This window comes from Synechococcus sp. CCY 9618, from assembly GCF_019038415.1.
In the GTDB taxonomy this organism is placed as follows: Bacteria; Cyanobacteriota; Cyanobacteriia; order PCC-6307; family Cyanobiaceae; genus Cyanobium.
In genome coordinates this window covers 40,509-63,892 of the sequence record NZ_JAFKRG010000014.1, presented here as the reverse complement: position 1 = coordinate 63,892, position 23,384 = coordinate 40,509, and the positions used below count along the sequence as shown (strand labels likewise).

Annotated in this window: 26 protein-coding genes and 1 tRNA gene; 10 read left to right on the top strand and 17 right to left on the bottom strand. The window is 70.0% G+C overall.

What is annotated here, in order from left to right; translation table 11 throughout:
* Window positions 1-35 precede the first annotated feature (35 nt).
* Window positions 36-1,673, top strand: a complete 1,638-nt coding sequence (gene groL, locus KUG41_RS04645) for a chaperonin GroEL (RefSeq protein ID WP_216901562.1) — start codon at window positions 36-38, stop codon at window positions 1,671-1,673.
* Window positions 1,674-1,963: 290 nt separating this feature from the next.
* Here groL and KUG41_RS04640 read toward each other — a convergent pair whose 3' ends face one another.
* The 7 genes from KUG41_RS04640 to gpmI all read right to left on the bottom strand — a co-directional run bounded on the left by KUG41_RS04640 (window position 1,964) and on the right by gpmI (window position 8,168).
* The gene (locus KUG41_RS04640) at window positions 1,964-2,719 is read right to left on the bottom strand and encodes an ABC transporter ATP-binding protein (protein WP_216901560.1); all 756 of its coding nucleotides are present in this window, start codon (window positions 2,717-2,719) and stop codon (window positions 1,964-1,966) included.
* Window positions 2,720-2,722: 3 nt separating this feature from the next.
* Window positions 2,723-4,006 carry an ABC transporter permease gene (locus KUG41_RS04635; protein WP_216901557.1) on the bottom strand — a complete coding sequence of 428 codons (1,284 nt, stop codon included), beginning with the start codon at window positions 4,004-4,006 and terminating at the stop codon, window positions 2,723-2,725.
* Window positions 4,006-5,400: an efflux RND transporter periplasmic adaptor subunit gene (locus tag KUG41_RS04630; protein ID WP_216901549.1), complete on the bottom strand. Its 1,395-nt coding sequence runs from the start codon at window positions 5,398-5,400 to the stop codon at window positions 4,006-4,008. Before KUG41_RS04630 ends, KUG41_RS04635 begins: the two co-directional genes overlap by 1 nt.
* A 116-nt stretch (window positions 5,401-5,516) precedes the next feature.
* On the bottom strand, window positions 5,517-5,717 hold the full coding sequence (locus KUG41_RS04625; protein WP_254216852.1) for a hypothetical protein: 201 nt from the start codon (window positions 5,715-5,717) through the stop codon (window positions 5,517-5,519).
* Between the two features lie 53 nt (window positions 5,718-5,770).
* On the bottom strand, window positions 5,771-6,274 hold the full coding sequence (msrB, locus tag KUG41_RS04620; protein ID WP_216901547.1) for a peptide-methionine (R)-S-oxide reductase MsrB: 504 nt from the start codon (window positions 6,272-6,274) through the stop codon (window positions 5,771-5,773).
* A 55-nt stretch (window positions 6,275-6,329) separates the two neighbouring features.
* A complete protein-coding gene (gene secG, locus KUG41_RS04615) occupies window positions 6,330-6,560 on the bottom strand; it encodes a preprotein translocase subunit SecG (RefSeq protein WP_216901545.1) in 231 nt (76 codons plus the stop codon).
* Window positions 6,561-6,581: 21 nt separating this feature from the next.
* Entirely contained in the window at window positions 6,582-8,168 is a 1,587-nt protein-coding gene (gpmI, locus tag KUG41_RS04610) for a 2,3-bisphosphoglycerate-independent phosphoglycerate mutase (protein ID WP_216901647.1), read from the bottom strand.
* 194 nt (window positions 8,169-8,362) lie between these two features.
* Here gpmI and pyrR point away from each other — a divergent pair, with 194 nt between their 5' ends.
* Entirely contained in the window at window positions 8,363-8,923 is a 561-nt protein-coding gene (gene pyrR, locus KUG41_RS04605; protein WP_216901543.1) for a bifunctional pyr operon transcriptional regulator/uracil phosphoribosyltransferase PyrR, read from the top strand.
* Window positions 8,924-8,988: 65 nt separating this feature from the next.
* Here the strand turns inward: pyrR and KUG41_RS04600 are convergent, their stop codons facing one another.
* The 3 genes from KUG41_RS04600 to KUG41_RS04590 all read right to left on the bottom strand — a co-directional run bounded on the left by KUG41_RS04600 (window position 8,989) and on the right by KUG41_RS04590 (window position 11,760).
* On the bottom strand, window positions 8,989-9,207 hold the full coding sequence (locus KUG41_RS04600; RefSeq protein WP_216901541.1) for a ferredoxin-thioredoxin reductase variable chain: 219 nt from the start codon (window positions 9,205-9,207) through the stop codon (window positions 8,989-8,991).
* Between the two features lie 44 nt (window positions 9,208-9,251).
* Window positions 9,252-10,079, bottom strand: coding sequence for a hypothetical protein (locus KUG41_RS04595; protein ID WP_216901539.1), 828 nt, complete (start codon window positions 10,077-10,079; stop codon window positions 9,252-9,254).
* Between the two features lie 127 nt (window positions 10,080-10,206).
* Window positions 10,207-11,760 (bottom strand): Hsp70 family protein, encoded by a 1,554-nt coding sequence (locus tag KUG41_RS04590; protein WP_216901537.1) that lies wholly within the window; start codon window positions 11,758-11,760, stop codon window positions 10,207-10,209.
* Between the two features lie 114 nt (window positions 11,761-11,874).
* Here KUG41_RS04590 and KUG41_RS04585 point away from each other — a divergent pair, with 114 nt between their 5' ends.
* From KUG41_RS04585 to KUG41_RS04575, 3 genes are all read left to right on the top strand, one after another.
* Window positions 11,875-12,102 carry a DNA-directed RNA polymerase subunit omega gene (locus KUG41_RS04585; RefSeq protein ID WP_216901535.1) on the top strand — a complete coding sequence of 76 codons (228 nt, stop codon included), beginning with the start codon at window positions 11,875-11,877 and terminating at the stop codon, window positions 12,100-12,102.
* Between the two features lie 36 nt (window positions 12,103-12,138).
* Entirely contained in the window at window positions 12,139-12,564 is a 426-nt protein-coding gene (locus KUG41_RS04580) for a DUF1818 family protein (protein ID WP_216901533.1), read from the top strand.
* Window positions 12,565-12,857: 293 nt separating this feature from the next.
* The gene (locus tag KUG41_RS04575) at window positions 12,858-13,112 is read left to right on the top strand and encodes a DUF2811 domain-containing protein (protein WP_216901531.1); all 255 of its coding nucleotides are present in this window, start codon (window positions 12,858-12,860) and stop codon (window positions 13,110-13,112) included.
* 15 nt (window positions 13,113-13,127) lie between these two features.
* On the opposite strand, the gene KUG41_RS04570 is transcribed toward KUG41_RS04575, so the two are convergent.
* The 5 genes from KUG41_RS04570 to KUG41_RS04550 all read right to left on the bottom strand — a co-directional run bounded on the left by KUG41_RS04570 (window position 13,128) and on the right by KUG41_RS04550 (window position 16,756).
* On the bottom strand, window positions 13,128-13,595 hold the full coding sequence (locus KUG41_RS04570) for an EVE domain-containing protein (RefSeq protein ID WP_216901529.1): 468 nt from the start codon (window positions 13,593-13,595) through the stop codon (window positions 13,128-13,130).
* 23 nt (window positions 13,596-13,618) lie between these two features.
* Complete coding sequence (murD, locus tag KUG41_RS04565) at window positions 13,619-15,025, bottom strand: UDP-N-acetylmuramoyl-L-alanine--D-glutamate ligase (protein ID WP_216901527.1); 1,407 nt, start codon at window positions 15,023-15,025, stop codon at window positions 13,619-13,621.
* A gap of 109 nt (window positions 15,026-15,134) precedes the next feature.
* Window positions 15,135-15,206, bottom strand: a tRNA-Val gene (locus KUG41_RS04560).
* A 261-nt stretch (window positions 15,207-15,467) separates the two neighbouring features.
* Window positions 15,468-16,241: a photosystem II S4 domain protein gene (locus tag KUG41_RS04555; RefSeq protein WP_216901518.1), complete on the bottom strand. Its 774-nt coding sequence runs from the start codon at window positions 16,239-16,241 to the stop codon at window positions 15,468-15,470.
* An 11-nt stretch (window positions 16,242-16,252) separates the two neighbouring features.
* Complete coding sequence (locus KUG41_RS04550) at window positions 16,253-16,756, bottom strand: hypothetical protein (RefSeq protein WP_216901516.1); 504 nt, start codon at window positions 16,754-16,756, stop codon at window positions 16,253-16,255.
* Between the two features lie 86 nt (window positions 16,757-16,842).
* On the opposite strand from KUG41_RS04550, the gene serA reads away from it, so the two are divergent.
* The 4 genes from serA to KUG41_RS04530 all read left to right on the top strand — a co-directional run bounded on the left by serA (window position 16,843) and on the right by KUG41_RS04530 (window position 20,304).
* Window positions 16,843-18,429, top strand: a complete 1,587-nt coding sequence (gene serA / locus KUG41_RS04545; protein ID WP_216901515.1) for a phosphoglycerate dehydrogenase — start codon at window positions 16,843-16,845, stop codon at window positions 18,427-18,429.
* Window positions 18,429-19,394 (top strand): 50S ribosomal protein L11 methyltransferase, encoded by a 966-nt coding sequence (locus KUG41_RS04540; RefSeq protein WP_216901514.1) that lies wholly within the window; start codon window positions 18,429-18,431, stop codon window positions 19,392-19,394. The genes serA and KUG41_RS04540 overlap by 1 nt, the downstream gene beginning before the upstream one ends.
* Window positions 19,395-19,536: 142 nt before the next feature.
* The gene (locus KUG41_RS04535; RefSeq protein WP_216901512.1) at window positions 19,537-19,836 is read left to right on the top strand and encodes a ferredoxin; all 300 of its coding nucleotides are present in this window, start codon (window positions 19,537-19,539) and stop codon (window positions 19,834-19,836) included.
* An 84-nt stretch (window positions 19,837-19,920) separates the two neighbouring features.
* Window positions 19,921-20,304 carry a hypothetical protein gene (locus KUG41_RS04530; protein WP_216901510.1) on the top strand — a complete coding sequence of 128 codons (384 nt, stop codon included), beginning with the start codon at window positions 19,921-19,923 and terminating at the stop codon, window positions 20,302-20,304.
* A gap of 71 nt (window positions 20,305-20,375) precedes the next feature.
* Here the strand turns inward: KUG41_RS04530 and psbV are convergent, their stop codons facing one another.
* Entirely contained in the window at window positions 20,376-20,918 is a 543-nt protein-coding gene (gene psbV, locus KUG41_RS04525) for a photosystem II cytochrome c-550 (RefSeq protein ID WP_216901508.1), read from the bottom strand.
* Between the two features lie 96 nt (window positions 20,919-21,014).
* Complete coding sequence (gene rnz, locus KUG41_RS04520; RefSeq protein WP_216901506.1) at window positions 21,015-21,962, bottom strand: ribonuclease Z; 948 nt, start codon at window positions 21,960-21,962, stop codon at window positions 21,015-21,017.
* 119 nt (window positions 21,963-22,081) lie between these two features.
* On the opposite strand from rnz, the gene KUG41_RS04515 reads away from it, so the two are divergent.
* Entirely contained in the window at window positions 22,082-23,383 is a 1,302-nt protein-coding gene (locus KUG41_RS04515) for a SpoIID/LytB domain-containing protein (RefSeq protein WP_371734026.1), read from the top strand.
* Window position 23,384: the final 1 nt, after the last annotated feature.

Below are 23,384 nucleotides of genomic sequence, written 5' to 3'. Positions count from 1 at the left end.
TGCATCAATTCCCAACCCGCGAGCACTTTCTTTCCATGGCAAAACGCATCATCTATAACGAGCAAGCCCGCCGGGCGCTCGAGAGGGGCATCGACATCCTCGCCGAAGCCGTCGCCGTCACCCTGGGCCCCAAGGGCCGCAACGTGGTGCTGGAGAAGAAGTTCGGCGCCCCCCAGATCATCAATGACGGCGTCACGATCGCCAAGGAGATCGAACTGGAGGATCACATCGAGAACACCGGTGTGGCCCTGATCCGTCAGGCCGCCAGCAAGACCAACGACGCCGCCGGTGACGGCACCACCACCGCCACCGTCCTGGCCCACGCCATGGTCAAGGCGGGTCTGCGCAATGTGGCCGCCGGCGCCAACGCCATCACCCTCAAGAAGGGCATCGACAAGGCCACCGAGTTCCTCGTCGGCAAGATCGAGGAGCACGCCAAGCCGATCTCCGACTCCAACGCCATCGCCCAGGTGGGCACCATCTCCGCCGGCAACGACGAAGAGGTGGGCCGCATGATCGCCGACGCGATGGACAAGGTGGGCAAGGAGGGTGTCATCTCCCTCGAAGAGGGCAAGTCGATGACCACCGAACTGGAGGTCACCGAAGGCATGCGCTTCGACAAGGGCTACATCTCGCCCTACTTCGCCACCGACACCGAGCGGATGGAAGCGGTGCTGGATGAGCCCTACATCCTGCTCACCGACAAGAAGATCGGCCTGGTGCAGGACCTGGTCCCCGTTCTCGAGCAGATCGCCCGCACCGGCAAGCCCCTGCTGATCATCGCCGAGGACATCGAGAAGGAAGCCCTCGCCACCCTGGTGGTGAACCGCCTCCGCGGCGTCCTCAACGTGGCCGCCGTCAAGGCCCCCGGTTTCGGAGACCGCCGCAAGGCCATGCTCGAGGACATCGCCGTTCTCACCAACGGTCAGCTGATCACCGAGGACGCCGGCCTCAAGCTGGAGAACACCAAACTGGAGATGCTGGGCACCGCCCGCCGCATCACCATCAACAAGGACACCACCACCATCGTCGCCGAAGGCAACGAGGTGGCGGTGAAGGCCCGCTGCGAGCAGATCCGCAAGCAGATGGACGAAACCGACTCCTCCTATGACAAGGAGAAGCTGCAGGAGCGTCTGGCCAAGCTGAGCGGCGGTGTGGCCGTGGTCAAGGTGGGTGCCGCCACCGAAACCGAGATGAAGGACAAGAAGCTGCGCCTGGAAGATGCCATCAACGCCACCAAGGCGGCCGTTGAGGAAGGCATCGTCCCCGGCGGTGGCACCACCCTGGCCCACCTGGCCCCGGCCCTCGAGGAGTGGGCGGCTGCCAACCTCTCCGGCGAGGAGCTGATCGGCGCCACCATCGTGGCCTCGTCCCTCACCGCTCCGCTGATGCGGATCGCCCAGAACGCCGGCGTCAACGGCGCCGTCGTCGCCGAGCACGTGCGCAACAAGCCCTTCAACGAGGGCTACAACGCCGCCACCGGCGAGTACGTCGACATGCTGGCCGCCGGCATCGTCGATCCCGCCAAGGTGACCCGCTCCGGCCTGCAGAACGCCGCCTCGATCGCCGGCATGGTGCTCACCACCGAGTGCATCGTGGCCGACCTGCCCGAGAAGAAGGAAGCAGCTCCCGCCGGTGGCGGCGGCGGCATGGGCGGCGACTTCGACTACTGATCGCCCCTGCGCTCAGCGTCGGATCACCGATCCTTCGCCTGTTCTCTCAAGCGCCCCTGCGGGGGCGCTTTTTTTTGGCAACTTGTAGGAGCGGTTGTTCATGACAAATCACCAGATCCTGCGCCTGCTGCTTCAGGGCAAGCACCTGATCGTGGCCGTCCTTCCTGCTGCAAAGCGTTGATGCCGTCGGGGGCAAAGGGGCCAGGCGACAGCGCTGCAACCATCATCCATCCGTTTCGGTTGTGGCTTCTGCCGCCTTGACGCAGCTGGACGCCGGGCAAAGCCCCTGATCAGGGCGGTGGGAGGTGCTGAGCGTTCCAAGGTCGCGACCTTCCGTCGCTCCCTGCCCCAGGCTGCCTCTCCGGCCCGGCGCCGTGCCCGCTGTCGGCCGTGATCCGGCCATCCTGGATCCGGATGATGCGGCCGCTCCTGCGAGCCACCGAGGGGTCGTGGGTCACCAGCACGACCGTGAGGCCCTCGCCATGGAGGCCGGAGAGCAGCTCGATCACCTCCTCGCCGGTGCGTGAATCCAGGGCGCCGGTGGGTTCATCGGCCAGCAGCAGCTCGGGCTGGTTCACCAGGGCCCGGGCGATGGCCACCCGCTGCTGCTGGCCGCCGGAGAGCTGATTGGGGCGGTTGCCCATCCGTTCGGCCAGGCCCATCCGCTCCAGCATCGCCTCGGCCCGCTCACGCCGCTCCGAACGGGTGTAGCCCGCATAGACCATCGGCAGCGCCACGTTCTGCAGGGCCGAGAGACGGGGCAGCAGGTTGAACTGCTGGAAGACGAAGCCGATCCGGACATTGCGGATGTCGGTGCGTTCGTTGTCGCTCAGGCTGGTGATGTCACGGGCATCGAAGTAGTAGTGGCCGCTGCTCGGCTGCTCCAGGCAGCCCAGAATGTTCATCAGGGTGGATTTGCCCGAGCCGGAGGTTCCCACGATCGCGGTGTACTCGCCGCGCAGGATCGTCAGGTCGATGCCATGCAGGATCGGCACCTCGACGGTGCCCATCCGGTAGCTCCTGGTGATCCGGCGTAGCTGCAACATGGCTCAGTCGCTCCGCAGGGAGGTCATCGGATCGAGCTGGGCGGCCTTGTTGGCCGGATAGGCCCCGAAGAACACACCGATCACCAGACAGAACAGCAGTGACCCGCCCACCGCATCCATGGCGACACCCGCGCTCCAGCCGAAGGCGGCGTTGATCGCCAGGGACGCCCCCACCCCGAGCAGTACGCCCAGCAGCCCTCCCGCCAGGGACAGCACGGTGGACTCGATCAGGAACTGGCGCAGGATGTCGCTGCAGCGGGCCCCGATGGCGCGGCGGATGCCGATCTCGCGGGTGCGTTCAGTGACCGACACCAGCATGATGTTCATGATGCCGATGCCTCCCACCAGCAGGGAGATGGCGGCGGCGCCCCCCAGCAGTGCCGTGAACACGTTGGCCACGGCGTTGGAGGCATTGACCAGATCCGCCTGGTTGCGGATGCGGAAGTCGTCGTCCCGGGGCGGCACGATCCGGTGGCGCAAGCGCAGCAGATTGGTGATCTGATACTGCGCCGCATCCATGCTCCCAGCCGACGTCGCCGCCACGGCGATGCTCTCCACCGAGACGCCCGCCGAGGTGTTCACCCCGACGATGCGGGAGGCCATGGTGGTGAGCGGAATCAGCACCTGATCGTCCTGATCCCGGAAGCCGGTGCTGCCCTTGTATTCCAGGGTGCCGATCACGGTGAAGCTCTCACCGCGGATGCGGATCGTGCGATCGAGTGCGCTCTGGGCCGTCACACCGAGGCTGTCGACCACCGTCTGCCCCAGCAGCGCCACCCGGGCGGCCTTGTTGAGTTCGACGCCGTTGAAGAAGCGCCCGGTCAGGGGCAGGAAGTCGCGCACGGTCTCATAGGCGGGGGTGCTGCCCACGATGGTGGTGTTGGTGTTGAGCTCCTCCAGCACCACCTGGCTGCGCTGGGACAGGGTTGGAGCCACCGCGGCGACGGCGCTGCAGGACGCGGCGATGGCCTTGGCGTCCTCCCAGACCAGGGTGGTGGCCGAACCCGCCCCCTGGGAGACCGCCCCCCCGCCGGCCGCCACGCCGCTCTGCACGAAGATCAGGTTGGACCCGAGGGATTTCAGCTGGCTCTCGGTCTGCTGCTGGGCGCCGCGGCCGATCGTCACCATGCTGATCACGGCGGCGATGCCGATGATCACCCCCAGCATGGTGAGGGCCGAGCGCATCCGGTTGGCCAGCAGCGACGACCAGGCCAGGGCCACCGTTTCGGCCAGGTCGCCGCCGCCCCGCTCTCGGCGACGACCCAGCGGTGGGACAGGGGCTGGCATCAGCGCGGCATCCGGCCCTGGCCCCGGGGCTGCTGGAAGGGGGAGGAGGACGTCACCGGCCGATCGTTGGGCCGTCGGCCCCCGGGTGAGGACACGTAGACCCGATCCCCCTGCTTCAGCCCGGCCAGCACCTCGGTGCGGGCGCCGATCGTGGCGCCCACCTCCACCGGCCGCAGCAGGGGCCCACGGTCGTTTCCGGGCACCATCACTGCAGTGCCACCCCGCTCGCTGACGATCGCCGGGGTGGGAATCAGCAGAGCGTCCGGCCGCCGGCCCACCACCACGTTGGCCGTGAGGTTCATGCCGGAGCGGAGCGTGCCCACCCCCTCATCGGCCAGGCCGATCCGCACCTGGAAGCTGGTGACGTTCTGCTCCACCACCGCTTCCGGTGCCACCAGCCGCACCGTTCCCCTGAACACCTGCCGGGGGAAGGCATCCACCTGCAGCTCCACCGGCTGGCCGGGGCGGATCTCCCCCACGTCCACCTCCGCCACGTTGGCCACCGCCTCCAGGGTGCTGGCCAGGGCCAGGATCGAGGAGGAGGTGGCGGAGCTGGTGGCACTGGCCGAGGTCGTGGGCGTGACGAAGGCCCCCACGTCGGCGTACTTCTGGGTGATGACGCCGGCGAAGGGGGCCCGGATCACCGTGTCCTCCTGCTGGGCCTGGATCGTGACCAGATCGCCCCGGGCCTGGAGCACCTGGGCGCGGGCGGCGGCGATGTCCTCGGGCCGGCTGCCCGCCTGCAGCAGATTCAGCTGCGCCTGCAGGGACTGCACCCGGGCCTCGCTGGCCAGGAAGGCAGAACGGCTCGCCTCGAAGGCCACCCGGGCAATGGCGCCGGATCCGTACAGCTGCCGATTGCTGGAGTAGGTGGAGCGGACGGCGATCTGGTCGGCCACCGCCGCCTGCAGATTGCGCCGTGCCGCCTCGATCTCCTGGGAACGGTTGCCTGCCTCCAGCTTGCGCAGGTTCGCCGTCGCCGCCGCCAGGCTGCCCCGGGCCCTCAGCAGCGGGCCGCGCAGATTGCTGTCGTCCATGCGGGCCAGAACCTGGCCGGCCTTGACGCGATCCCCCTGATCCACCAGCAGCGCTGTGATCCTTCCCGGCTGCTTGGGGCTGATGTTCACCGGCGTGGTCGGGCGGATCGAACCCGCGGCCGACACCTTGAGAGTCACGTCGCTGCGCTCCACCGCAACGGTCTGGGAGGCCAGGGCCGCCTGGGCGGCGCGGCGCTGACCCTGCTGCAAGAGCAGCCAGCCGCCGCCGGCGAGGCAGAGCGTCAGCGCTCCGCCGGCGATCAGCCACCGGGAAGATCCCGCCCACCGGTGGCCGGGCCGGGTCGGCTCAGGCGGCGGAGGCAGAACCGGAATCCGGGGCAGGTCGGATTGCAGCATTCAGACAGGCTTCACGGTGAGGCGATGGGGCCAGTGCCCTCAGCCTGCCCGGGATCTGTGACTGGGAAATGACGACCGCTGCCTGAGGTGTGACCGGGTGTGTACGCCCCCGGCCCTCAGCGCCCCAGCAGAAACCGCAGCAGCCCCAGGCCGATCAGCAGCCCCACGCCGGTGTTCCACAGCAGGGCCTCGCGGCGGGAAAGGCGCTGCAGCCAGTCCGGCAGGTTGCCCCGTTGCTGCTCCAGCAGCAGGGTGCCCCCCACCACCAGCAGCAGGGGAATCCCCAGGGCGATCACCAGGGCCGAAAAGGGATCCACGGCAGACCGGGCGCAAGGGTCAATCCCATTGAAGGCGCCACGCGTCCCGGGCCTCAGCCCCCCGGCACGAAGGCCAGGGCGACGCCGTTGTTGCAGTAGCGCTTGCCGGTGGGCTTCGGGCCGTCGTTGAACACGTGGCCCTGGTGGCCGCCGCAGCGGCGGCAGTGGTATTCGGTGCGGGGCAGGATCAGCTTGAAGTCGGTCTTGGTGGCCACCGCGTTGGGCAGGGGCTGCCAGAAGCTGGGCCAGCCGGTGCCGCTCTCGAACTTGGTCTTCGAGCTGAACAGGGGCAGGCGGCAGCCGGCGCACACATAGGTGCCGCTGCGCTTCTCCTTGTTGAGCGGGCTGCTGTTGGGCCGCTCGGTGCCTTCATCGCGCAGCACGGCGTAGGCGGCGGGGCTGAGCCGCTTGCGCCACTCCGCCGGGCTCAGCTTCCAGGCGGGATCGCCGGCCTTGGAGGCCGCCTCGGCCCGCGCCGCCGGCAGGAAGGGCACCAGGGCCGCCAGGGGGGCGCCCACCCGGGCCAGCAGGGTGGTCAGGAAGTTGCGGCGTTCCATCGACGGATCTCCTTGTTGGAAGCTGGGCAGGTCGGCGCAGGCGGCCCGGAGCGGTTCAGCCCAGCCAGCCGGCGCTGAGCACCGTGGCCAGGCCGAGGAACAGCACCAGCAGGGTCCAGGTGATGCGGTTGAGCGTGTTCTCGGCGCTGCGGGCGCTGCTGAACATGGAGCCGCCGCTGGAGGCCAGCCCTCCCATGCCATCGCCCTTGGGGCTGTGCAGCAGCACACTGATGATCAGCAGGGCGCCGCTGAGCATCCAGAGGGAGGAGACGATGTTCTTCACCATGGGGCGAGCCTAGCCGGCGGCTCAGGCTCCCAGGGTCTGGGCAAGGCGTCCGCTGCCGCTGGCGCTGGCGACCTCGACGACGGCAGGCAGCACCAGGGACGTGCCGGTCATGCGGGCGGGCTTGGGGAGGCCCAGGATCTCCAGCAGGGTGGGGGCGATGTCGGCCAGGCCCCCGTGCTCCCTCAGGATCACGTCGTTGCCATGGCCCGGCAGCTTGCGCTTCTCCCCTTCCACCAGGATCACGGGCACCGGGTTGGTGGTGTGGGCGGTCCAGGGGAGGCCATCAGGGCCCTGCATCACCTCGGCGTTGCCGTGGTCGGCGGTGATCAGGAGGGTGCCGCCCATGCGGGTGGTGGCCTCCACCAGGCGGCCCACGCAGTGGTCGACGGTGGCGATGGCGCTGGTGGCCGCCTCCATCTGGCCGGTGTGGCCCACCATGTCGGGATTGGCGTAGTTGATCACCACCAGGGAGTAGATCCCCTTGTTGATCGCGGCGATGCAGCTGTCGGTGAGCTTCTCCGCCGACATGGCCGGGGCCAGGTCGTAGGTGGCGACGCGGGGAGAGGGCACCAGGTGCCGGTCCTCGCCGGGGAAGGCCTGCTCGATGCCCCCGTTCATGAAATAGGTGACGTGGGGATACTTCTCCGTTTCGGCGGTGCGGAACTGGCGCAGGCCGTGGTCGGAGACCACCTGGCCCAGCAGTCCGTCGAGGGATTCGGGGGGGAAGGCCACCGCCACCGGCAGGCCCTGCTCGTACTGGGTGAAGGTGACCACATGCAGGGGGTCGATCCGCTGCCGCTCGAAGCCGTCGAACTCCGGCAGCACCAGGGCGCGCATCAGCTGGCGCACCCGGTCCGGGCGGAAGTTGAAGCAGACCAGGCCGTCGCCGGCCTCCAGCAGACCATCGGCGAGCCGCACGGGCTCCAGAAATTCATCGGTGATGCCGGCGGCGTAGGAGCCCTGCAGCACTTCCTCCGGGGTGAAGGGACAGAGGTCGGCGGGCTCGGTGAGCAGCCGGTAGGCCTTCTCGGTGCGATCCCAGCGGTGGTCGCGATCCATGGCCCAGTAGCGGCCGCACAACGTGGTGATGCGGCCCACGCCCGCCTCGTCAATCAGGGTCTGGATCCTGGCGACGAAGCCCGGTCCGCCGTGGGGCGCCGTGTCGCGGCCATCGGTGATCACATGCACGCGCACGTCGCGCAGACCACGGCCGGCGGCCCAGCGCAGCAGCCCACCCAGATGCTCGATGTGGCTGTGCACGCCGCCATCGGAGCAGAGGCCGATCAGGTGCAGCGGACGGCCGTTGGCCAGCAGGGTGTCGGCCAGGCCGTTGAGGGCGGCGTTGGCGGCGATGGTGCCATTGCGCACCGCCTGACCGATCCGCACCAGCTCCTGGCGGATGATCCGGCCGGAGCCGATGGTGAGATGGCCGACCTCCGAGTTGCCCATCTGGTGGTCGGGCAGGCCCACGGCCGCGCCGCTGGCTTCAATCAATGTGTGGGGGTAGGCATGCCACAGGGCATCCATCACCGGGGTGTCGGCGGCTCTCACCGCGTTGTGATCCTTCTCGTGGCTGTATCCCCAGCCATCCAGGATGGCCAGAACCATCGGAGCGACCGGTGCGGCTGCCTCACAGGAGAGGCGTTCGGCGTGGCCGTTGGTGGATTGCTTCTGGGAGGGAACTGCTGTCACCCGAGAGAAATACTGCACGATTCATCGCAAGGCCAACCTACAGCCCGCCCCAGGGAACGCCTTCGTCGCCCCGGCATGCGTCAGGCTTTGGTTACACTCCACACCCTTTGATGGCCAGGCCTCACCCCGGTCCGGCCCCCGGCGGCCGGCTGGAACTGCTCTCTGCCCAGGATCTGGGCCGCACCCTCGACCGGCTCGCCTCCCAGGTGCTGGAGGCCGCCGGCGACAGCAGCGATCTGGTGCTGCTCGGGATCCCCACCCGGGGTGTGGCCCTGGCGCGGGTGCTGGCCGAAAGGCTGGAGGCCATCTGCGGCCACCCGATCGCCCACGGCAGCCTCGATCCCACCTTCCATCGTGACGACCTGGAACGGGTCGGCACCCGGCTCGTGGAGGCCACCCAGCTGCCGGTGCCGGTGGATGGGCGGCAGGTGGTGCTGGTGGACGACGTGATCTTCACGGGACGCACGGTGCGCGCCGCCCTGGAGGCCCTGCAGGCCTGGGGACGCCCCCGGCGGGTGCGGCTGCTGGTGATGGTCGACCGGGGGCACCGGGAACTGCCGATCCAGCCGGATTTCTGCGGTCGGGTGGTGCCGACCGCCCGTCACGAGACGATTCAGCTCTGCCTCCAGGCCGTGGATGGCGAGGAGGGGGTCTTCCTGCTGCGGGACTGAGGCTGCGGGACTGAGGCTGCGGGACTGAGGCTGAGGCCCTCAGACGGCGGCTTCAGTGGGCGGCATCAGAGGGCGGCGAGTTCATCCTCGCGGAAGTGAGCCCGGAACTTGCCGAAGACCACCACCACCGGCAGGGTCGGGCTGATGGGCCGTCCCTTCCAGTCGTTGAGGACGTTCAGCACCTCCCCCTGCTGGCCTTCCATGTCGAAGGCCTCACCCCGGTGCTGGGGATGGTTGTAGACCACCACGCTGCTGCACACCCTCACCTGATCACCTGGCTGCATGACCACCGGGTCGCTCTGCGCGGCCATCTTGTCATGGGCCCCCTTCAGCGCTGGCAGGCGCTTTCGGGGCCCGCCTCGACCACCTTCCCGCCCAGCTCCCGGCAGGCCTCCTGGAACGCCTGCCACTCGTCCATCCCCGCGGCGATGCGGCGCTGGACCAGGGCATCCAGCTTCTCGCCGGACACCGTATGGGGCAGAGAGCCGTGGCTGTCGTGCTCCCGGTCCTGGCCCTTCAGCTGCTCCAGGCCCTGTTTCACCTGCTGGCGCAGGGGCTCGCTCTGCTGACGCCACCAGGGATGGTCGATGCGGTTGAGGCTGTCGAGCGCTTCCCACCAGCGCTGCTGCTTCACCAGCATGGTGGCCCTCTCCATCTGCGACCGGTTGCGGTTCCAGATGACCTGGAGATCGTCGCCCAGGGCACTGCCGTCGTCGTTGCGCGCCTCCCCCAGGGGAGCCAGGGCGGCCAGAGCCCCCTGCAGATCGCCGGCCTGGAAACGGGTCCGGGCCAGCGAGCGCAGCTGGCGCTGCCAGCGGGCCAGCCGCTCCCGGTCGGAAGGGGTTCCGGCCCTGGAATTGATCACCTGGCGCTGCAGGCGCAGGGCCTCACCCCAGTTCTCCTGGCTCCAGAGCTGGTCGGCCTTGGCCCGCAGACAGCGGCCACGATCGAGGGGGGAGCGGCCCGGCAGCCAGCTGAGGGCCGCCAGCTGCTCGCTGTAGCGCAGACAGTCGTCCAGTCGGCCGTTGGCGGCGGCCTGCTCCAGGCGTCGGGGAAGCTGCCGCTCCCACCAGTAGCCCAGGCCGATGGCGGCGGCGACCGAACCCAGGGTGATGGCCAGCCAGAAGCGGGGCAGTCTGTGCCGGCGGATGGCCAAGGGGAGCGAAGGGAGGCGTGTCCTTTCCTTTGTATGCACTCACGGTGACCATCGCCCGATGCCAGGGGCAGCCTGGGCGGCGTCCACCGCCGATCGGCGGCCATGGCGCGTCGGTTGCGGGCCTCACTCAGCGCACCGGACCCAGACACTGCGTCACGGCTGTCTCCCCGCCGGCCGTGGTGTCCAGGTCGCTGATCTCCACCAGCAGATGGGCTTCAGCATCGATGCGGAACTGCAGCCGCAGCCGGTCGACCCCCCGCCGGCCCGGCGAGGCCAGCGGAATCGCCATCGGCGGCGTGGGCCAGGGCCGCACCGGCGCCGCCCCCGCCGGCCGCTCCCGCAGCACCGGCAGGCCCGCCTCATACACCACCTCCGAGCGCTCCTCCGGCAGGGGCTCACCCAGCACCAGTTCGAGCTGGTCCTGGCCATCGCGGCTGCAGGCCAGCACCAGCTCCAGCGGCTGGTCGGTGGGCCAGCTCTGACCGGCCACGAACAGGGGGTGCCAGCGATGGCGGCCGCTGCGCTTGTCCCAGCAGCGCAGGGAGACGCCGCGGGCCAGCACGTCCCGCACCCGCACCCCGGGCGTGAGAGCCAGGGCGCCCATGGCCACGGCCTCCACCGGCCGCTCCCCGCGCAGGGGCACCCCCGGGCAGCGGCGTTGCAGCCAGCGACGGATCAGGGGAATCCGGCTGCTGCCCCCCACCGGCAGCAGGGCATCGATGTCGCCCAAGCCCAGACCCTCCCGGCGGGCGGCGGCCAGCACCGCCTCCAGCAGACCATCGAGCTGCTGCAGCAGGCCCCGCTCCTCCAGCAGCCGCTCAAAGGCCTCCCGGCTCAGATGCAGGTCCCGCAGGGAACCTGGCCCGGCCAGGATCTGGCGGGCCTCAGGGGCCTCGCTGAGCTGGCACTTGATCTGCTCGGCGACGCGCAGCAGGGCCCCGTCGGCCGGGATGTCCGGGCAGAGCTGGGCGGCGATCCAGTGATCGATGTCCCGGCCGCCCAGGGCCAGCCCCGCCTTGCCGATCACCCGGGCGCAGCGCAGGGCCTGGCCGCTGCGGGCCAGATCCCGGCCTGCGAAGCGCAGCAGCTGGGCGATCGGCGCAGCCCGCCCCTGGCCACCCTCCAGGGCCACCAGGGACAGGTCGATGGTGCCCCCGCCCAGGTCCACCACCAGCACCCGGCTGCCGGGGGGGAGCCCAGCCCCGATGGCGGCGGCAGTGGGTTCATCCACCAGGGCCAGCTCCGGCACCGCCAGATCCCGGCTGGCCCGCTGCAGCCAGGCCCTGTAGCCCCGGTAGGTCTCGATCGGTGCCGTGAGCACCAGCCGCTCCGGCATCAGCTCCACCGGCAGGGCCCGCCACAGGCCTGCCAGCAGCAGGGATCCGGCCTGCTCGGCACTGAGCCAGCCCCCTTCCGCCGCGGGCCCCTCGGCGCCGATGCGGCGCTTGAAATCCCGGCACAGACCCGGATGGTCGCCGTCAGCCAGGGCCGCATCCAGCACCTGACGGCCGATCAGCGGCCGCTCGGCATCGGGCGACTCCAGCCAGAGCAGGCTCGGGACCACACAGGGATCGCTGCAGCTGTAGGGGGGCAGGGGCAGCAGAGCGGCCGGGCCCCGGGAGTCCTGCCAGGCGACCACGGTGGTGGTGCTGCCCAGGTCGATGGCGAGGGTTCCGGGCATGGGGCGGGACGATGACGGAAGGAAGAGACGCGATGCCCCCTTCTAGGCCGCGCCGGCGGGGGAGAGCCGGCAGGGCGACTGATCTAGAGTCATCCCAACCATGGTCTGATCCGGATGCCGAGCAGCGAACTCAACGCCAAGGAGCTGGCCCAGCGGGGCGAAAGCCTCATCCGTCATTCCAGCAACCGCTACCTGACGACCGTTCGCATCGCTTTCCGCGCCAAGCAGCGCCGCTTCGATGATTTCGACGGCCTGCTCGATGATTCGATGATCAAGCCGGTGCAGCGGGCCATCGTCGAACTCAGCGACGAGCAGGACCAGCCCGACCTGCTGCCCGGCTGAAACCCCGCCGTTTCCTGCCGCTGCTGAGCGCTGCCTGTGGAGATCTGCGACGGTCAGGGGTGGCGGCTGGTGGTCGACCCGACCCGGTCCCCTTACCCCGCCCTGATCGGAGGAGAGGCCTGGGCCAGCGAACTCAGCGGCGCCGAACTGATTGTTCTGCGCCGGGGGGTGATGCGGCTGGTCGACCAGCACCGCGATCTGGCCGAGGCGCTGATGGCCGAGGAAGCCCTTGATCTGGAGTTCGAGCAGCCCATCGGCGATGGCCCCGGCAGCGGCTGCGGATCCCTGTGGCTGGGGCTGAGCGGCGATCGCCACCACTGGTCGCTGCGGCTGGTGCTCACCCCTGCACCGGGCAGCCGCGCCGTTGAGGGGGCCTGGGACTCCGCCGCCAGCAGGGCCATCGCCGCCGCCCTGGAGGGTCTGAGACTGTCTGAGCATGATCAGGAGAATCAGGATTGCTGATCGTTGGGGATTCCCCAGCCGGCAGCCGGGTTTTGCACCGCTTCTCCCCAGGCTGATCTGGAACTCCGCTGGGGATTCCGCTCATCTGGGGAGAAGCACTGAGGATGGATCCGCCGGCTTGACAGGTGCCGGCGGCCCCACGGCTGACGACAGGGAGCTCCGCGGCGACCTCAGGAACCCTTGCCCCGCCGACGGTCTCAGGCTGGGATCAGGAACCGGACACCGGAGCGCCCCGCGTTTGACGTTGTCGCTCCGGTGTGGAGAACTGGCTCACCTGCTGGATGGAGTTCGCGATGGCCCGCCCGAGAAGCCTGCCGATGGATGGGGCTGAATCGATGGTGAGCCTGCGGGCGGAGGTGCCGGAACCCCTGCTGGAGGCCATGCGCCAGTTCATCGAGAGACACCCCAACTGGGATCAGTACCGGCTTTTCCAGGCCGCCCTGGCGGGGTTTCTGGTGCAGAACGGCATCCGCAACCGGGGGGTGACCCGCTGCTATCTGGCCAACCTGTTCCCCGGCCACCAGGAGTTCTCGGCACCGGCCGCCTGAGCGGACGGGCGGCCTTCAGCCCTCCGGATCCACCCCCAGCAGGCGGAAGATCTTCTCTGCCCCGGCATCGCTCACCGGCAGGATCGAGAGGCGGTTGCCCCGCCGCACCACGGCCAGCTCCTCGACGCTGAAGTGCTCCCGGAGGTCATCGAGGCTGAGCATGGCGGGGAAGGTGGAGCGATAGGCCAGGCGGGCGCAGTCCCAGCGGGGGGCCTCAGGCCTGGCGGCCGCATCGAAGTACCTGGAGGCCGGGTCGAACTGGCTGGGGTCGACCACCCCGGTTTCGATCACCTGCATCAGACCGACGATGCCGGGGGGGGTGACGTTGGAGTGATAGAAGAAGGCGCGATCACCGACCTGCATCGCGCGCATGAAGTTGCGGGCCTGGTAGTTACGGATGCCGTCCCACAGCGTGGTGCCTTCCGCCTGCAGATGCTGAATGCCGTAGACATCCGGCTCGCTCTTCATCAACCACCAGGCCATGGATCGTTCGCCTCAGATCCGACTCAGAGTGCCAGCACCAGCCGGCGGAAATGCTCGCCGCGGGCTTCGAAGTCGGTGTACTGGTCGAAGCTGGCACAGGCCGGGGACAGCAGCACCCCCCGGCAGCCGGCAGCGGGGGCCAGTTCCGCCGCCAGCGCCACCGCTTCCGCCATTCCTTCGAGGCTGTGCACGGCACCGCCGTAGCCGCTGGCGTGCAGCAGACCGGCGAATTCCTCCCGGGCGGCGCCGTAGAGCACCACCACCGCCGCCCGTTCCTGGAGCAGCTCCAGCCAGGCCCGGGCATCACCCTGTTTCGACTCGCCGCCGGCCAGCACCACCAGGGGCCCCTCCAAGGCCTGCAGGGCCACCGCCGCCGCGTCGTAGTTGGTGGCCTTGCTGTCGTTGAACCAGGTCACCCCGTTCAGGCGACGAACCCGCTCCAGCCGGTGGGGAACGCCGGTGAAGCAACGGCAGGCGGCCTCCATGGCCGCCGGCTCCAGGCCCGCATGGAGGCCCACCGCCACAGCCAGCAGCAGGTTCTGGCGATTGTGCTGCCCGGGCATCGCCAGGGCGCTGGCGGGGAACAGGGGCCCCTGGCGGCCCTGCACCAGGCCCTCCCGATCGATCCAGAGACAGGGATCCACTTCCGCCGGCAGGGCCTCCCGGGGACCGGCGCTGACCCAGTCGGCCTCATCCCAGCTGGCGGCATGGCGGCGCAGGTCCGGATCGTCAGCGTTGAGGATGCGGACCCGGCAGTGTTCCAGCAGGCGCCGCTTGATGCCCCGGTAGACGGCGAGGGTGCCGTGGCGCTCCAGGTGATCGGGGGTGAGGGTGGTCCAGACGCCGATGGCGGGGGCGATGGCGGCAGCCGCCTCCAGCTGATAGCTGCTCAGTTCCACCACCAGCCAGTCCGGGCGGGGGCCGCCCTCCAGGCGCCGTTGCAGCACCACCTCGGCCGCCGAGACGCCGACATTGCCGCACATGGGCGCATCCCGGCCCGCCTGCTCCAGCAGGTGGTGGACCAGGCAGGTGACGGTGGTCTTGCCATTGGTGCCGGTGATGCCGATCCAGGGCACGTCCCGGCTGGCCTGCCAGGCGGGCACGATTTCACCCACCACCTGCACCCCCTGCTGGCGCAGGCCCTCCAGCACCGGGTGGTCCCAGGGGATGCCGGGACTCACCACCACCACAGCCGGGGGCATGGGGAGGGCCTGGAACACCTCGGCGCTGAGGGGCACCCCCAGGTGGACGGGTATGGCCTCGGCCGCCAGCAGGGCGGCGCGGCTGCGGAGTTCCGCCGTGTCGCCGCTGTCGAGCACCACCACCGTCTCGCCGCGGGCATGGAGCAGACGGGCGGCACCGAGACCCGATCGACCGAGGCCGACCACCACCGTGCAGGAAGGGGCTGCGGGTGCCTCTGTCGGGCTCACGCTGGCAGGCTCGCGATCACGATCGGCAGACCGTAGCAGCGAGGAGATCGGTGAATCTCACCAACGGCCGTCATAACGATTGTTATAGGCGTTATGGGCCGAAAGTTGATGGGCGATACTGGAATCGAACCAGTGACTCCTACCGTGTCAAGGTAGTGCTCTACCTCTGAGCTAATCGCCCGTGACTGGGATAACGATGAAGCTGAAACTGTGATCCTGAAACTGTGATCCTGGAGCGTGATGCTGGAACAATGCAGATGAGAGGATGAAGAACGGTTCGATGGGAATCGAGCCGCTCGTTCGCCTGCGCCGCGGTTGGCGCCATCAGCATGACGGGGTCCGATGGAGCAGACCCCTTATCCACAGCGCTTTTCCTACTCGCCGGCCTTCCCCCCTGTCAACTTGCCCCCGCCGCCGACCTCCGGGGCCTCCGAGCAGCCCCTCAGTGGCGCTCCATCCGGATCCGGAACCGCTCCCGCTTGGTGGGATCGATCGCCAGCAGCACCAGCTCGCCCCGGTCAACCAGCTGGATCCGTGAGCCCACCGCCAGCTCCCGGCTGGGGCTGGTGACCACCTTCCAGTCGATGCGCACGACCCCCTGGCGGATCAGGGCCGCCATGCGGTTGCGTGACAGACCGAAGCCGGCGGACGCCAGGGCATCCAGCCGCAAGGAGGCTTCCACCGTGGTCAGCAGCCGGGGCTTGCGCTGGGCGGGCAGCTGCAGCTCATCGATGGGGCGGGCCTCGAAGCGCACCGGCACCGTCCGCACCATTCCCTCGATCCCGTCCAGCCGGGCGGCCAGGGCCGCCGTGACGATGGCCTGGGCACCCCGATCCCCCCGCAGCCACAGGTCCCCCCGCTCCCCCTCGCCGGCCCCGGCCCGTGCCAGACCCTCCACCATGTCGGCGGCGGTGGCGGGATCGAAGAGGAAATTGCCGCTGATCTCCAGCCCCATCAACGCAGGAACGGCCGGCTCCGCCCCTGCCCGGGCCAGCAGCAGGCAGCGACGCTCGGCCGCCGGATGGCCGCCCTCGCTGGCCAGGGTCAGCTCGCTGAGGCCGCCCAGCCGGGTTTCCGCCTCCTCCCGCACCGCCCCGGCCAGAAAGCCGCTGGCCTGGGGCTCCCAGGTGCGCAGCGCTGTTTCGGCCAGGACCAGGAGACGCTCCAGGTCCTCGGGGTGGCGGCTTCCCTCCAGAAGTTCGCGACGCGGCAGCATCGGGGCGGGCCTCAGGTGTCGTCGAGGCGCACGACCGCCTTCGGCCGGGACTGCTGCAGGGTCGTCCAGGGAATCTCGCGGCCCACGGGCGCTTCCACCAGCAGCAGCCAGCAGCCCTCCTCCAGCCGGTTGCGCAGGATGCGGATCCGGTCGTCCTCCTCGGAGCTGACGCTGGCGGCGGCGGCGAAGCTGCCCATCCAGCCGGAGCCCATGCCCAGCAGGCCGCCGATCAGGGGCTCTCCCAGGGGACCGGCGAAGCTGAACGTGTGCAGGTCGGTGATCTGGGTGAAGGTGAGCCCGGCTAAGAAGCCGAAGGGCAGCAGCCAGCGCACCAGCGACCGCTGGCGCTGGCGCCGGGCCGCGGCCGGATTCAGCCGATCGACATCCGTGAGGGAGGCCTCGCCGCTGCCGATGGCCAGCACCCGGGTCAGGGCCGGCTGCAGGGCCTGCAACCGATCCCGCAGCTCGTGCAGCCGCTCCCGGTCGTCCAGCACGACCACCACGCTCAGGGACATGAACCTGCCATCACACCGCTCTCTACACTGCACCTCCGGCCTGCCCCCCTGGGGCGTACCCCCCGCCCCCCGTACCGCTGCCGGACATGACGAAGGTTCTGGTCTCCGATCCCATTGACCAGGCGGGGATCGACATCCTCTCCCAGGTGGCCCAGGTGGACGTGCGCACGGGCCTCAGCCCGGAGCAGCTGGTGGGATGCATCGGCGACTACGACGCCCTGATGGTCCGCTCCGGCACCCAGGTGACCGGGGAAGTGATCGAGGCCGCCAGCCATCTGCGCATCATCGGCCGGGCCGGTGTGGGGGTCGACAACGTCGATGTGCCCGCCGCCACCCGCCGCGGCGTGATCGTGGTCAATTCCCCGGAAGGCAACACCATCGCCGCCGCCGAGCACGCCCTGGCGCTGATGCTCTCCCTCTCGCGGCACGTGCCTCACGCCCACACCAGCACGATCGCCGGCGGCTGGGACCGCAAGACCTACGTGGGCAACGAGCTCTACAAGAAGATCCTGGGGGTGGTGGGTCTCGGCAAGATCGGCTCCCACGTGGCCCGGGTCGCCCGGGCCCTGGGCATGGACGTGGCCGCCTACGACCCCTTCATCTCCGCCGAGCGGGCCCAGCTGCTGCAGGTGCGGCTGCTGCCCCTGGCCCAGCTGTTCGCCGAGGCTGACTACGTCAGCCTGCACCTGCCCCGCACCCCCGACACCGAGAACCTGGTGAATGCGGAGCTGCTGGCCACCATGAAGCCCACGGCCCGGCTGGTGAACTGCGCCCGCGGCGGCATCATCGACGAGCAGGCCCTGGCCGATGCGGTGGAGAACCGGGTCATCGCCGGGGCCGCCCTGGATGTGTATGCCCGGGAGCCCCTGGCGGCCGATTCGCCCCTGCGCGCAGTGAAGGAGCGGCTGATCCTCACCCCCCACCTGGGGGCCTCCACCGAGGAAGCCCAGGAGAACGTGGCCATCGACGTGGCCGAACAGATCCGCGACGTGCTGCTGGGCCTGCCGGCCCGCAGCGCCGTCAACATCCCCGGCCTGACCGCCGAGGTGATGGAGCAGCTCAAGCCCCACCTGCAGCTGGCCGAGACCCTTGGCCTGCTGCTCAGCCAGCTGGCCGGCGGCCAGATCAGCGAACTGGAAGTGCGGCTGCAGGGGGAGTTCGCCTCCCATCCGGCCCAGCCCCTGGTGGTGGCCGCCCTCAAGGGCATCCTGTCCACCGCCCTGGGGGACAGCATCAACTACGTCAACGCCACCCTGGAGGCGAAGGAGCGGGGCATCCACGTGCTTGAGGTGAAAGACGACGCCAGCCGTGATTTCGCCGGCGGTTCCCTCCAGCTCAGCTCCCGCAGCCCCCGGGGCAACCACAGCGTCACCGGCGCGGTGTTCACCGACGGGGAACTGCGCATCACCACGATCGACGAATTCCCGGTGAACGTGACGCCCAGCCGTCACATGCTCTTCACCCGCCACCGGGACATGCCCGGCATCATCGGCCAGCTGGGTTCCCTGCTCGGCGAGCACAACGTCAACATCGCCTCGATGCAGGTGGGGCGACGCATCGTGCGGGGGGATGCGGTGATGGTGCTCAGCGTCGACGATCCGATCCCCCCCAGCCTGCTGGCGGCGATCCATGCCATCAACGGCATCCAGGCCGCCCATCCGGTCACCCTCTGATGGGCCTGGGCTGGTGGCGGCTGGAAATGGCCGCACCGGCCGAACTGGAGGAATCCCTGCTCTGGAAGCTGCCCCTGCTGGGGGTCAGCCGGGTCGCCCTGCAGCATCCCCCCGAGGCACCGGAACGCCGCCTGCTGCTGGCCTGGCTGCCGGAGAGCGACTGGCCCGCAAGGGAGCGGGAGCAACTGGAGCGGGCCCTCGGGCCCCTGGGGGAGCCCTTCGGCCTGGCCCTGCCGCCGATCCGCTGGCAGCGGCAGGACGATGAGGACTGGAGCCTGAGCTGGAAGAGCCACTGGCGGGCCGATCCGGTGGGCCAGCGGCTGCTGGTGCTGCCGGCCTGGCTGGCGGTGCCCGAGGAGCACGCTGGGCGCCTGGTGATCCGCATCGACCCGGGCAGTGCCTTCGGCACCGGCAGCCACCCCACCACCCGGCTCTGCATGGAAGCTTTGGAGGCCCTGGCAGAGGAGCGGGAGGCAACGGGCCGCGGGACGGGACTGCAGGGCCTGCGGGTGGCCGATCTGGGCTGCGGCAGCGGCATCCTGGGGCTGGCGGCCCTGCGCCTGGGGGCAGCCACGGTGGCGGCCGCCGACATCGATCCGCTGGCGGAGCGTGCCACCCGGGAGAACGCCGCCCTGAACGGCCTCGGGGGCCCCGTGGAGGGTGGAGAGGGCCCCACGCCCCTGACGGTCCGCCAGGGCTCGGCGGAGGCGCTGGCGGAGCTGCTGGGGGGGCAGGCCGCGGATCTGCTGCTCTGCAACATCCTGGCGCCGGTGATCGAGGCGCTCCTCCCCTGCTTTGTTCGCCTGCTGGCGCCCGGGGGGGTGGGCCTGCTCAGCGGCCTGCTGGTGGATCAGGCCCCAGCTCTGGAAAGGGATCTCAACGTCGCGGGCTGGCAAGTGGAGCAGCGGATCGAGCAGGATCGCTGGGCCCTGCTGCGGATCCGGACAGCACCGGATGTTGCATAAGGCACGCTGATGTGTGTCCTGGCTTTGATTGGGCTTCCCGGCCTGCGGGGCCCAGATCGCCGGGAATGCCCCCCGGCGGATGTAGGAAGGGCGAGTCCTACAGGCCCTGGCTGCCGGGTGTCTGTGAGCTCCAATCTCTTCCATGGCTTCCTACAAGGTCACCCTCGTCAACGAGAGCGAGGGCCTGAACAAGACCATCGAGGTTCCTGACGACCAGTACATCCTCGACGCCGCAGAAGAGCAGGGCATCGACCTGCCCTACTCCTGCCGCGCGGGCGCCTGTTCCACCTGCGCCGGCAAGCTGACCTCCGGCACCGTTGACCAGTCGGATCAGAGCTTCCTCGACGACGACCAGATCGAAGCCGGCTTCGTGCTCACCTGCGTGGCCTACCCCACCTCCGACGTCACCATCAAGACCCACACCGAAGAAGAGCTCTACTGAGCTCCACGGGTTTTCTCTCCCCTGCGGAGGGGAGGGCCCGGAAACCTCCTGTCCTTCTCCGCCACCCCCCGGGGTGGCTTTTTCATGTCACTCCAGGTGGACAGCGTGCTGACCTCCGGCAGCGAGCATCCCAGCCCCGGCGGCCAGTACAGCTACCGGGTGCTGGGGCCGTGCTGCCGCCTGTTCGACCGGGAGGAGCTGCCCTGGCCCTGCTGCCGGCTCGCCTGGCGCAGCAAGGAGCCCAGCTGGCGCCGGGTCGGCCGTCGCTTCGTGGCCGACCTGGCCGCCCGACGCTGCCCCTCCTACGCCGTGGAGCTGCTCCAGCCCGGGGCCAGGCCCACCCGCACCGTGATCACCCTGTTCCCCCAGCGGCTGGCTCCCGCCCTGCAGGAGTGGTGGTACAGCAAGCTGCCGGCCTCCATGGAGCCGGGCAACCTGGCCCCCCCTGCCGCCGCTCCGACGCCCTGAACGGCCGGCGCGCAGCCATGAAAAAACCGGCGACCCGAGGGCCGCCGGCGGGTGGGATGCAGGCGCGGGCTTCAGAAGTAGACCTTGCCTCCGCCCCACTGGATGCCCTGAACCTTGGGGGCCACCAGGATGTAGCCCGCGATCAGGCGCAGGTCCTCGTCGTCCAGATCCCGCATCTTCACGAACACGTCGCTGCTGCGCATGCTGGGGTGGATGTCGGAGATGCTGTATTCGCCGTCGTAGGAGGTGGGGTCCTTCATGTAGTCCACCAGAGACTCCACCGAATCCCGGGCAGGCGTTGCCAGGGCGAGGGTTTCAGGATCCAGGCCCACGTTCTGGTTGGTCTTGGTGATGCCGCCGGCATGGCAGGTGCCGCAGCTGTCGTTGAAGAGCTTGCGGCCGGTCTTGATCTCCTTCTCGCTGAAGGTCACCAGGGTGCCGTCGGCAGAGACCGGCACCGTGAGGTCTTCGGCGCTCCACTGGGCTGCAGCCGCAGGGCCCGCGAAGCAGACCAGCAGGGCCAGGGGCAGGATCAGCAGGATCCGGGCGACGGCACGGACAGCGGAGCGGCAGACGGCTGAACAGGGGGCGGCTGAGCGAAAGAGGGGGGCCATGGGAGAAGCCGGCGTAATGGCGGTTGGACCGCAACTGAGATCTTGTATCACGGGCGACGGGTCCGCCGGAACGGAATCACGCGAACTGTTGCAGGCTCAGCCGGCCGCCCCAACCTCAAGGCTGAGGAAGTCCTTCGCCACGATCGTCTCGGGAAAGATGGCGCGGGCTTCGGCCACCAGGTCGTCGGGGGTCATGGAATTGCCGGCCACGTAGCGGGGGCTCAGGTGGGTGAGTGCCAGCCGCTTCACCCCGGCCTCCAGGGCCGTCTGGGCGGCCATGGTGCTGGTGGAGTGCTGGCGGGCGATGGCCAGGTCCGCCTCCCCGTGGGAGAAGGTGGATTCGTGGATGAGCAGGTCGGCCCCCTGTGCCAGCGCCACCGCCGCCTCGCTGAACACCGTGTCGGTGCAGTAGACGACGCTGCAACCCGGCCGGGGCGGTCCGCACAGGGCCTCGCCGCGGATCACCCGGCCATCGTCGAGGGTGACGCAGTGGCCGGCCTTCAGCTCGGCATAGATCGGTCCGGGAGGGATGCCCAGGGCCCGGGCCTGGGCCACGTCGAAGCGCCCGGGTCGCTCCTTCTGATCCACCCGGTAGGCATAGGCCGGCACCCGGTGGGTGAGCGGCGCACAGCGCACCGTGAGGTCATCGTCGTCGAGCAGCACACGGCCCGAGGCCGCCGCCTCCCGCACCCGATGGGTGCGCAGGGGGTAGCCGATGCGGGTGGAGGAGGTGCGCATCACCCCCTCCAGATAGTCGCGCAGGGGATCGGGCCCGTAGAGATCGATGCCGCCGCAGCTGCCCGCCAGGCCCAGGCTGGCCAGCAGGCCCGGCAGACCGAAGACGTGGTCGCCGTGCATGTGGGTGACGAAGATGCGGCGCAGCTGGGACACCCGCAGGTCGCTGCGCAGGAACTGGTGCTGGGTGCCCTCGCCGCAGTCGAACAGCCAGAGCTCGGCCCGCTGGGGCAGGCGCAGGGCCACGGCGGAGACGTTGCGGGCGCGGGTGGGAACGCCGGAACTGGTTCCCAGGAAGGTGATCTGCACGCCCAAGGGGCCTCAGGCCGCATGCTGCCACGCCACTGCGCCGGCCAGTGGACCGGCCGGCGCAGTGGCAATGGCCGAAAGGCGCGGCCACAATGACCCGTTGTCGCTGGCGCACCCCCGTGTCCCTGCTCCGCCTTGGATGGCGCGCCGGCCTGCCGCTGGCGCTGCTGCCCGCCGCCCTGGCGTCGCCGCCTCCCCTGCAGGCCATCGCCCCGGAACCGATGGTGCGCGTGCTGCTGCAGGAGGCTCCCAGCCTGGAGCTGGAGGCCGGCAGCGCCCCCCTGCGCCTCGGGGATGGCAAGGGCCGCACCCTGCTGGAGATCCCCCCTGGCGAAGGGCTGGAGCTGCGCCGCAGCGGGTCTGCCCTGGAGGCCCGGCTGCTGGGCAGAGCCGGCACCCCCCGACGCGTGTCCCTGCCGCTGCAGCAGGCCTGGATCGATCCCGCCCCGGCCCGGGGCCGCAGCGGGGAGGCCCTCCTGACCCTGCAGCAGCGCCGCTACCGCGGCCGGCTGCTGGTGCGGCAGGAGGGCGACCGGCTGCAGGCGATCAACCTGATTGATGTGGAGAGTTACCTGCCCAGCGTGGTGGGCAGCGAGATGCCGGCCACCTGGCCGCAGGCGGCCCTGCGGGCCCAGGCCGTGGCGGCACGCACCTATGCCCTGCGCCAGCGGCGGCCGGCAGCCCCCTTCGACCTCAAGGCGACGGTGGCCAGCCAGGTTTACAAGGGGGTGGAGGCCGAAACCGACTCCACCCGCGAAGCGGTGCGCAGCACCCGCTCCCAGGTGCTGGTGCACGGTGCGGGGCTGATCAACGCGGTCTTCCACAGCAGCAGCGGTGGCCTGACCGAGAACAGCGGCGAGATCTGGCGGCAGCAACTGCCCTATCTGGTGAGCGTGACTGATTTCGACGAAGCCAGTCCGGTGCACGCCTGGCAGCTGCGCATCGAAGCCGACCAGCTGGCGAAGGCCTTCCGCGAGATCGGTGGGGCCTTCCGCATCGATCTCCTCGCCACCACCAGCTCGGGCCGAATCCGCCAGGCGAAGGTGACAGGCCCCGGCGGCTCCCTGCTGCTCTCCGGGGCGGAACTGCGCCAGCGGCTCGGCCTGCGCAGCACCATGGCCCGATTCGCCTTCGAGGCTCCCTCCCGGAGCTACCCGTTCCCACCGCCACTGCCCGCCCTGCCGGGGGTGTTCGGGCCCGGCGTGCTGGAATCCGTGGCCGCCACCCTGGTGCAGGCGCCCTGGCTGGCGCCCCGGCCCCCGGCCGCGCCGGCCCTGGTGGTGAACGGGCGCGGCTTCGGCCACGGCGTGGGCATGAGCCAGTGGGGCGCCTATGGCCTGGCCCTGCGGGGCGAGGACTACCGGGAGATCCTGAGGCACTATTACCAGGGGGCCCGGATCCTCCCCTACTCCTCCCTCTGAA

Coding starts and splice junctions, on each gene's coding strand:
- serA (WP_216901515.1), top strand. CDS start 16,843: ATGACGAAGGTTCTGGTCTCCGATCCCATTGACCAGGCGGGGATCGAC.
- KUG41_RS04535 (WP_216901512.1), top strand. CDS start 19,537: ATGGCTTCCTACAAGGTCACCCTCGTCAACGAGAGCGAGGGCCTGAAC.
- KUG41_RS04640 (WP_216901560.1), bottom strand. CDS start 2,719: ATGTTGCAGCTACGCCGGATCACCAGGAGCTACCGGATGGGCACCGTC.
- KUG41_RS04630 (WP_216901549.1), bottom strand. CDS start 5,400: ATGCTGCAATCCGACCTGCCCCGGATTCCGGTTCTGCCTCCGCCGCCT.
- KUG41_RS04570 (WP_216901529.1), bottom strand. CDS start 13,595: ATGGCCTGGTGGTTGATGAAGAGCGAGCCGGATGTCTACGGCATTCAG.
- KUG41_RS04540 (WP_216901514.1), top strand. CDS start 18,429: ATGGGCCTGGGCTGGTGGCGGCTGGAAATGGCCGCACCGGCCGAACTG.
- KUG41_RS04555 (WP_216901518.1), bottom strand. CDS start 16,241: ATGCTGCCGCGTCGCGAACTTCTGGAGGGAAGCCGCCACCCCGAGGAC.
- pyrR (WP_216901543.1), top strand. CDS start 8,363: ATGGCCAGGCCTCACCCCGGTCCGGCCCCCGGCGGCCGGCTGGAACTG.
- KUG41_RS04575 (WP_216901531.1), top strand. CDS start 12,858: ATGGCCCGCCCGAGAAGCCTGCCGATGGATGGGGCTGAATCGATGGTG.
- KUG41_RS04590 (WP_216901537.1), bottom strand. CDS start 11,760: ATGCCCGGAACCCTCGCCATCGACCTGGGCAGCACCACCACCGTGGTC.
- secG (WP_216901545.1), bottom strand. CDS start 6,560: ATGGTGAAGAACATCGTCTCCTCCCTCTGGATGCTCAGCGGCGCCCTG.
- msrB (WP_216901547.1), bottom strand. CDS start 6,274: ATGGAACGCCGCAACTTCCTGACCACCCTGCTGGCCCGGGTGGGCGCC.
- KUG41_RS04530 (WP_216901510.1), top strand. CDS start 19,921: ATGTCACTCCAGGTGGACAGCGTGCTGACCTCCGGCAGCGAGCATCCC.
- KUG41_RS04550 (WP_216901516.1), bottom strand. CDS start 16,756: ATGTCCCTGAGCGTGGTGGTCGTGCTGGACGACCGGGAGCGGCTGCAC.
- KUG41_RS04635 (WP_216901557.1), bottom strand. CDS start 4,006: ATGCCAGCCCCTGTCCCACCGCTGGGTCGTCGCCGAGAGCGGGGCGGC.
- psbV (WP_216901508.1), bottom strand. CDS start 20,918: ATGGCCCCCCTCTTTCGCTCAGCCGCCCCCTGTTCAGCCGTCTGCCGC.
- groL (WP_216901562.1), top strand. CDS start 36: ATGGCAAAACGCATCATCTATAACGAGCAAGCCCGCCGGGCGCTCGAG.
- KUG41_RS04585 (WP_216901535.1), top strand. CDS start 11,875: ATGCCGAGCAGCGAACTCAACGCCAAGGAGCTGGCCCAGCGGGGCGAA.
- KUG41_RS04600 (WP_216901541.1), bottom strand. CDS start 9,207: ATGCAGCCAGGTGATCAGGTGAGGGTGTGCAGCAGCGTGGTGGTCTAC.
- gpmI (WP_216901647.1), bottom strand. CDS start 8,168: ATGGTTCTGGCCATCCTGGATGGCTGGGGATACAGCCACGAGAAGGAT.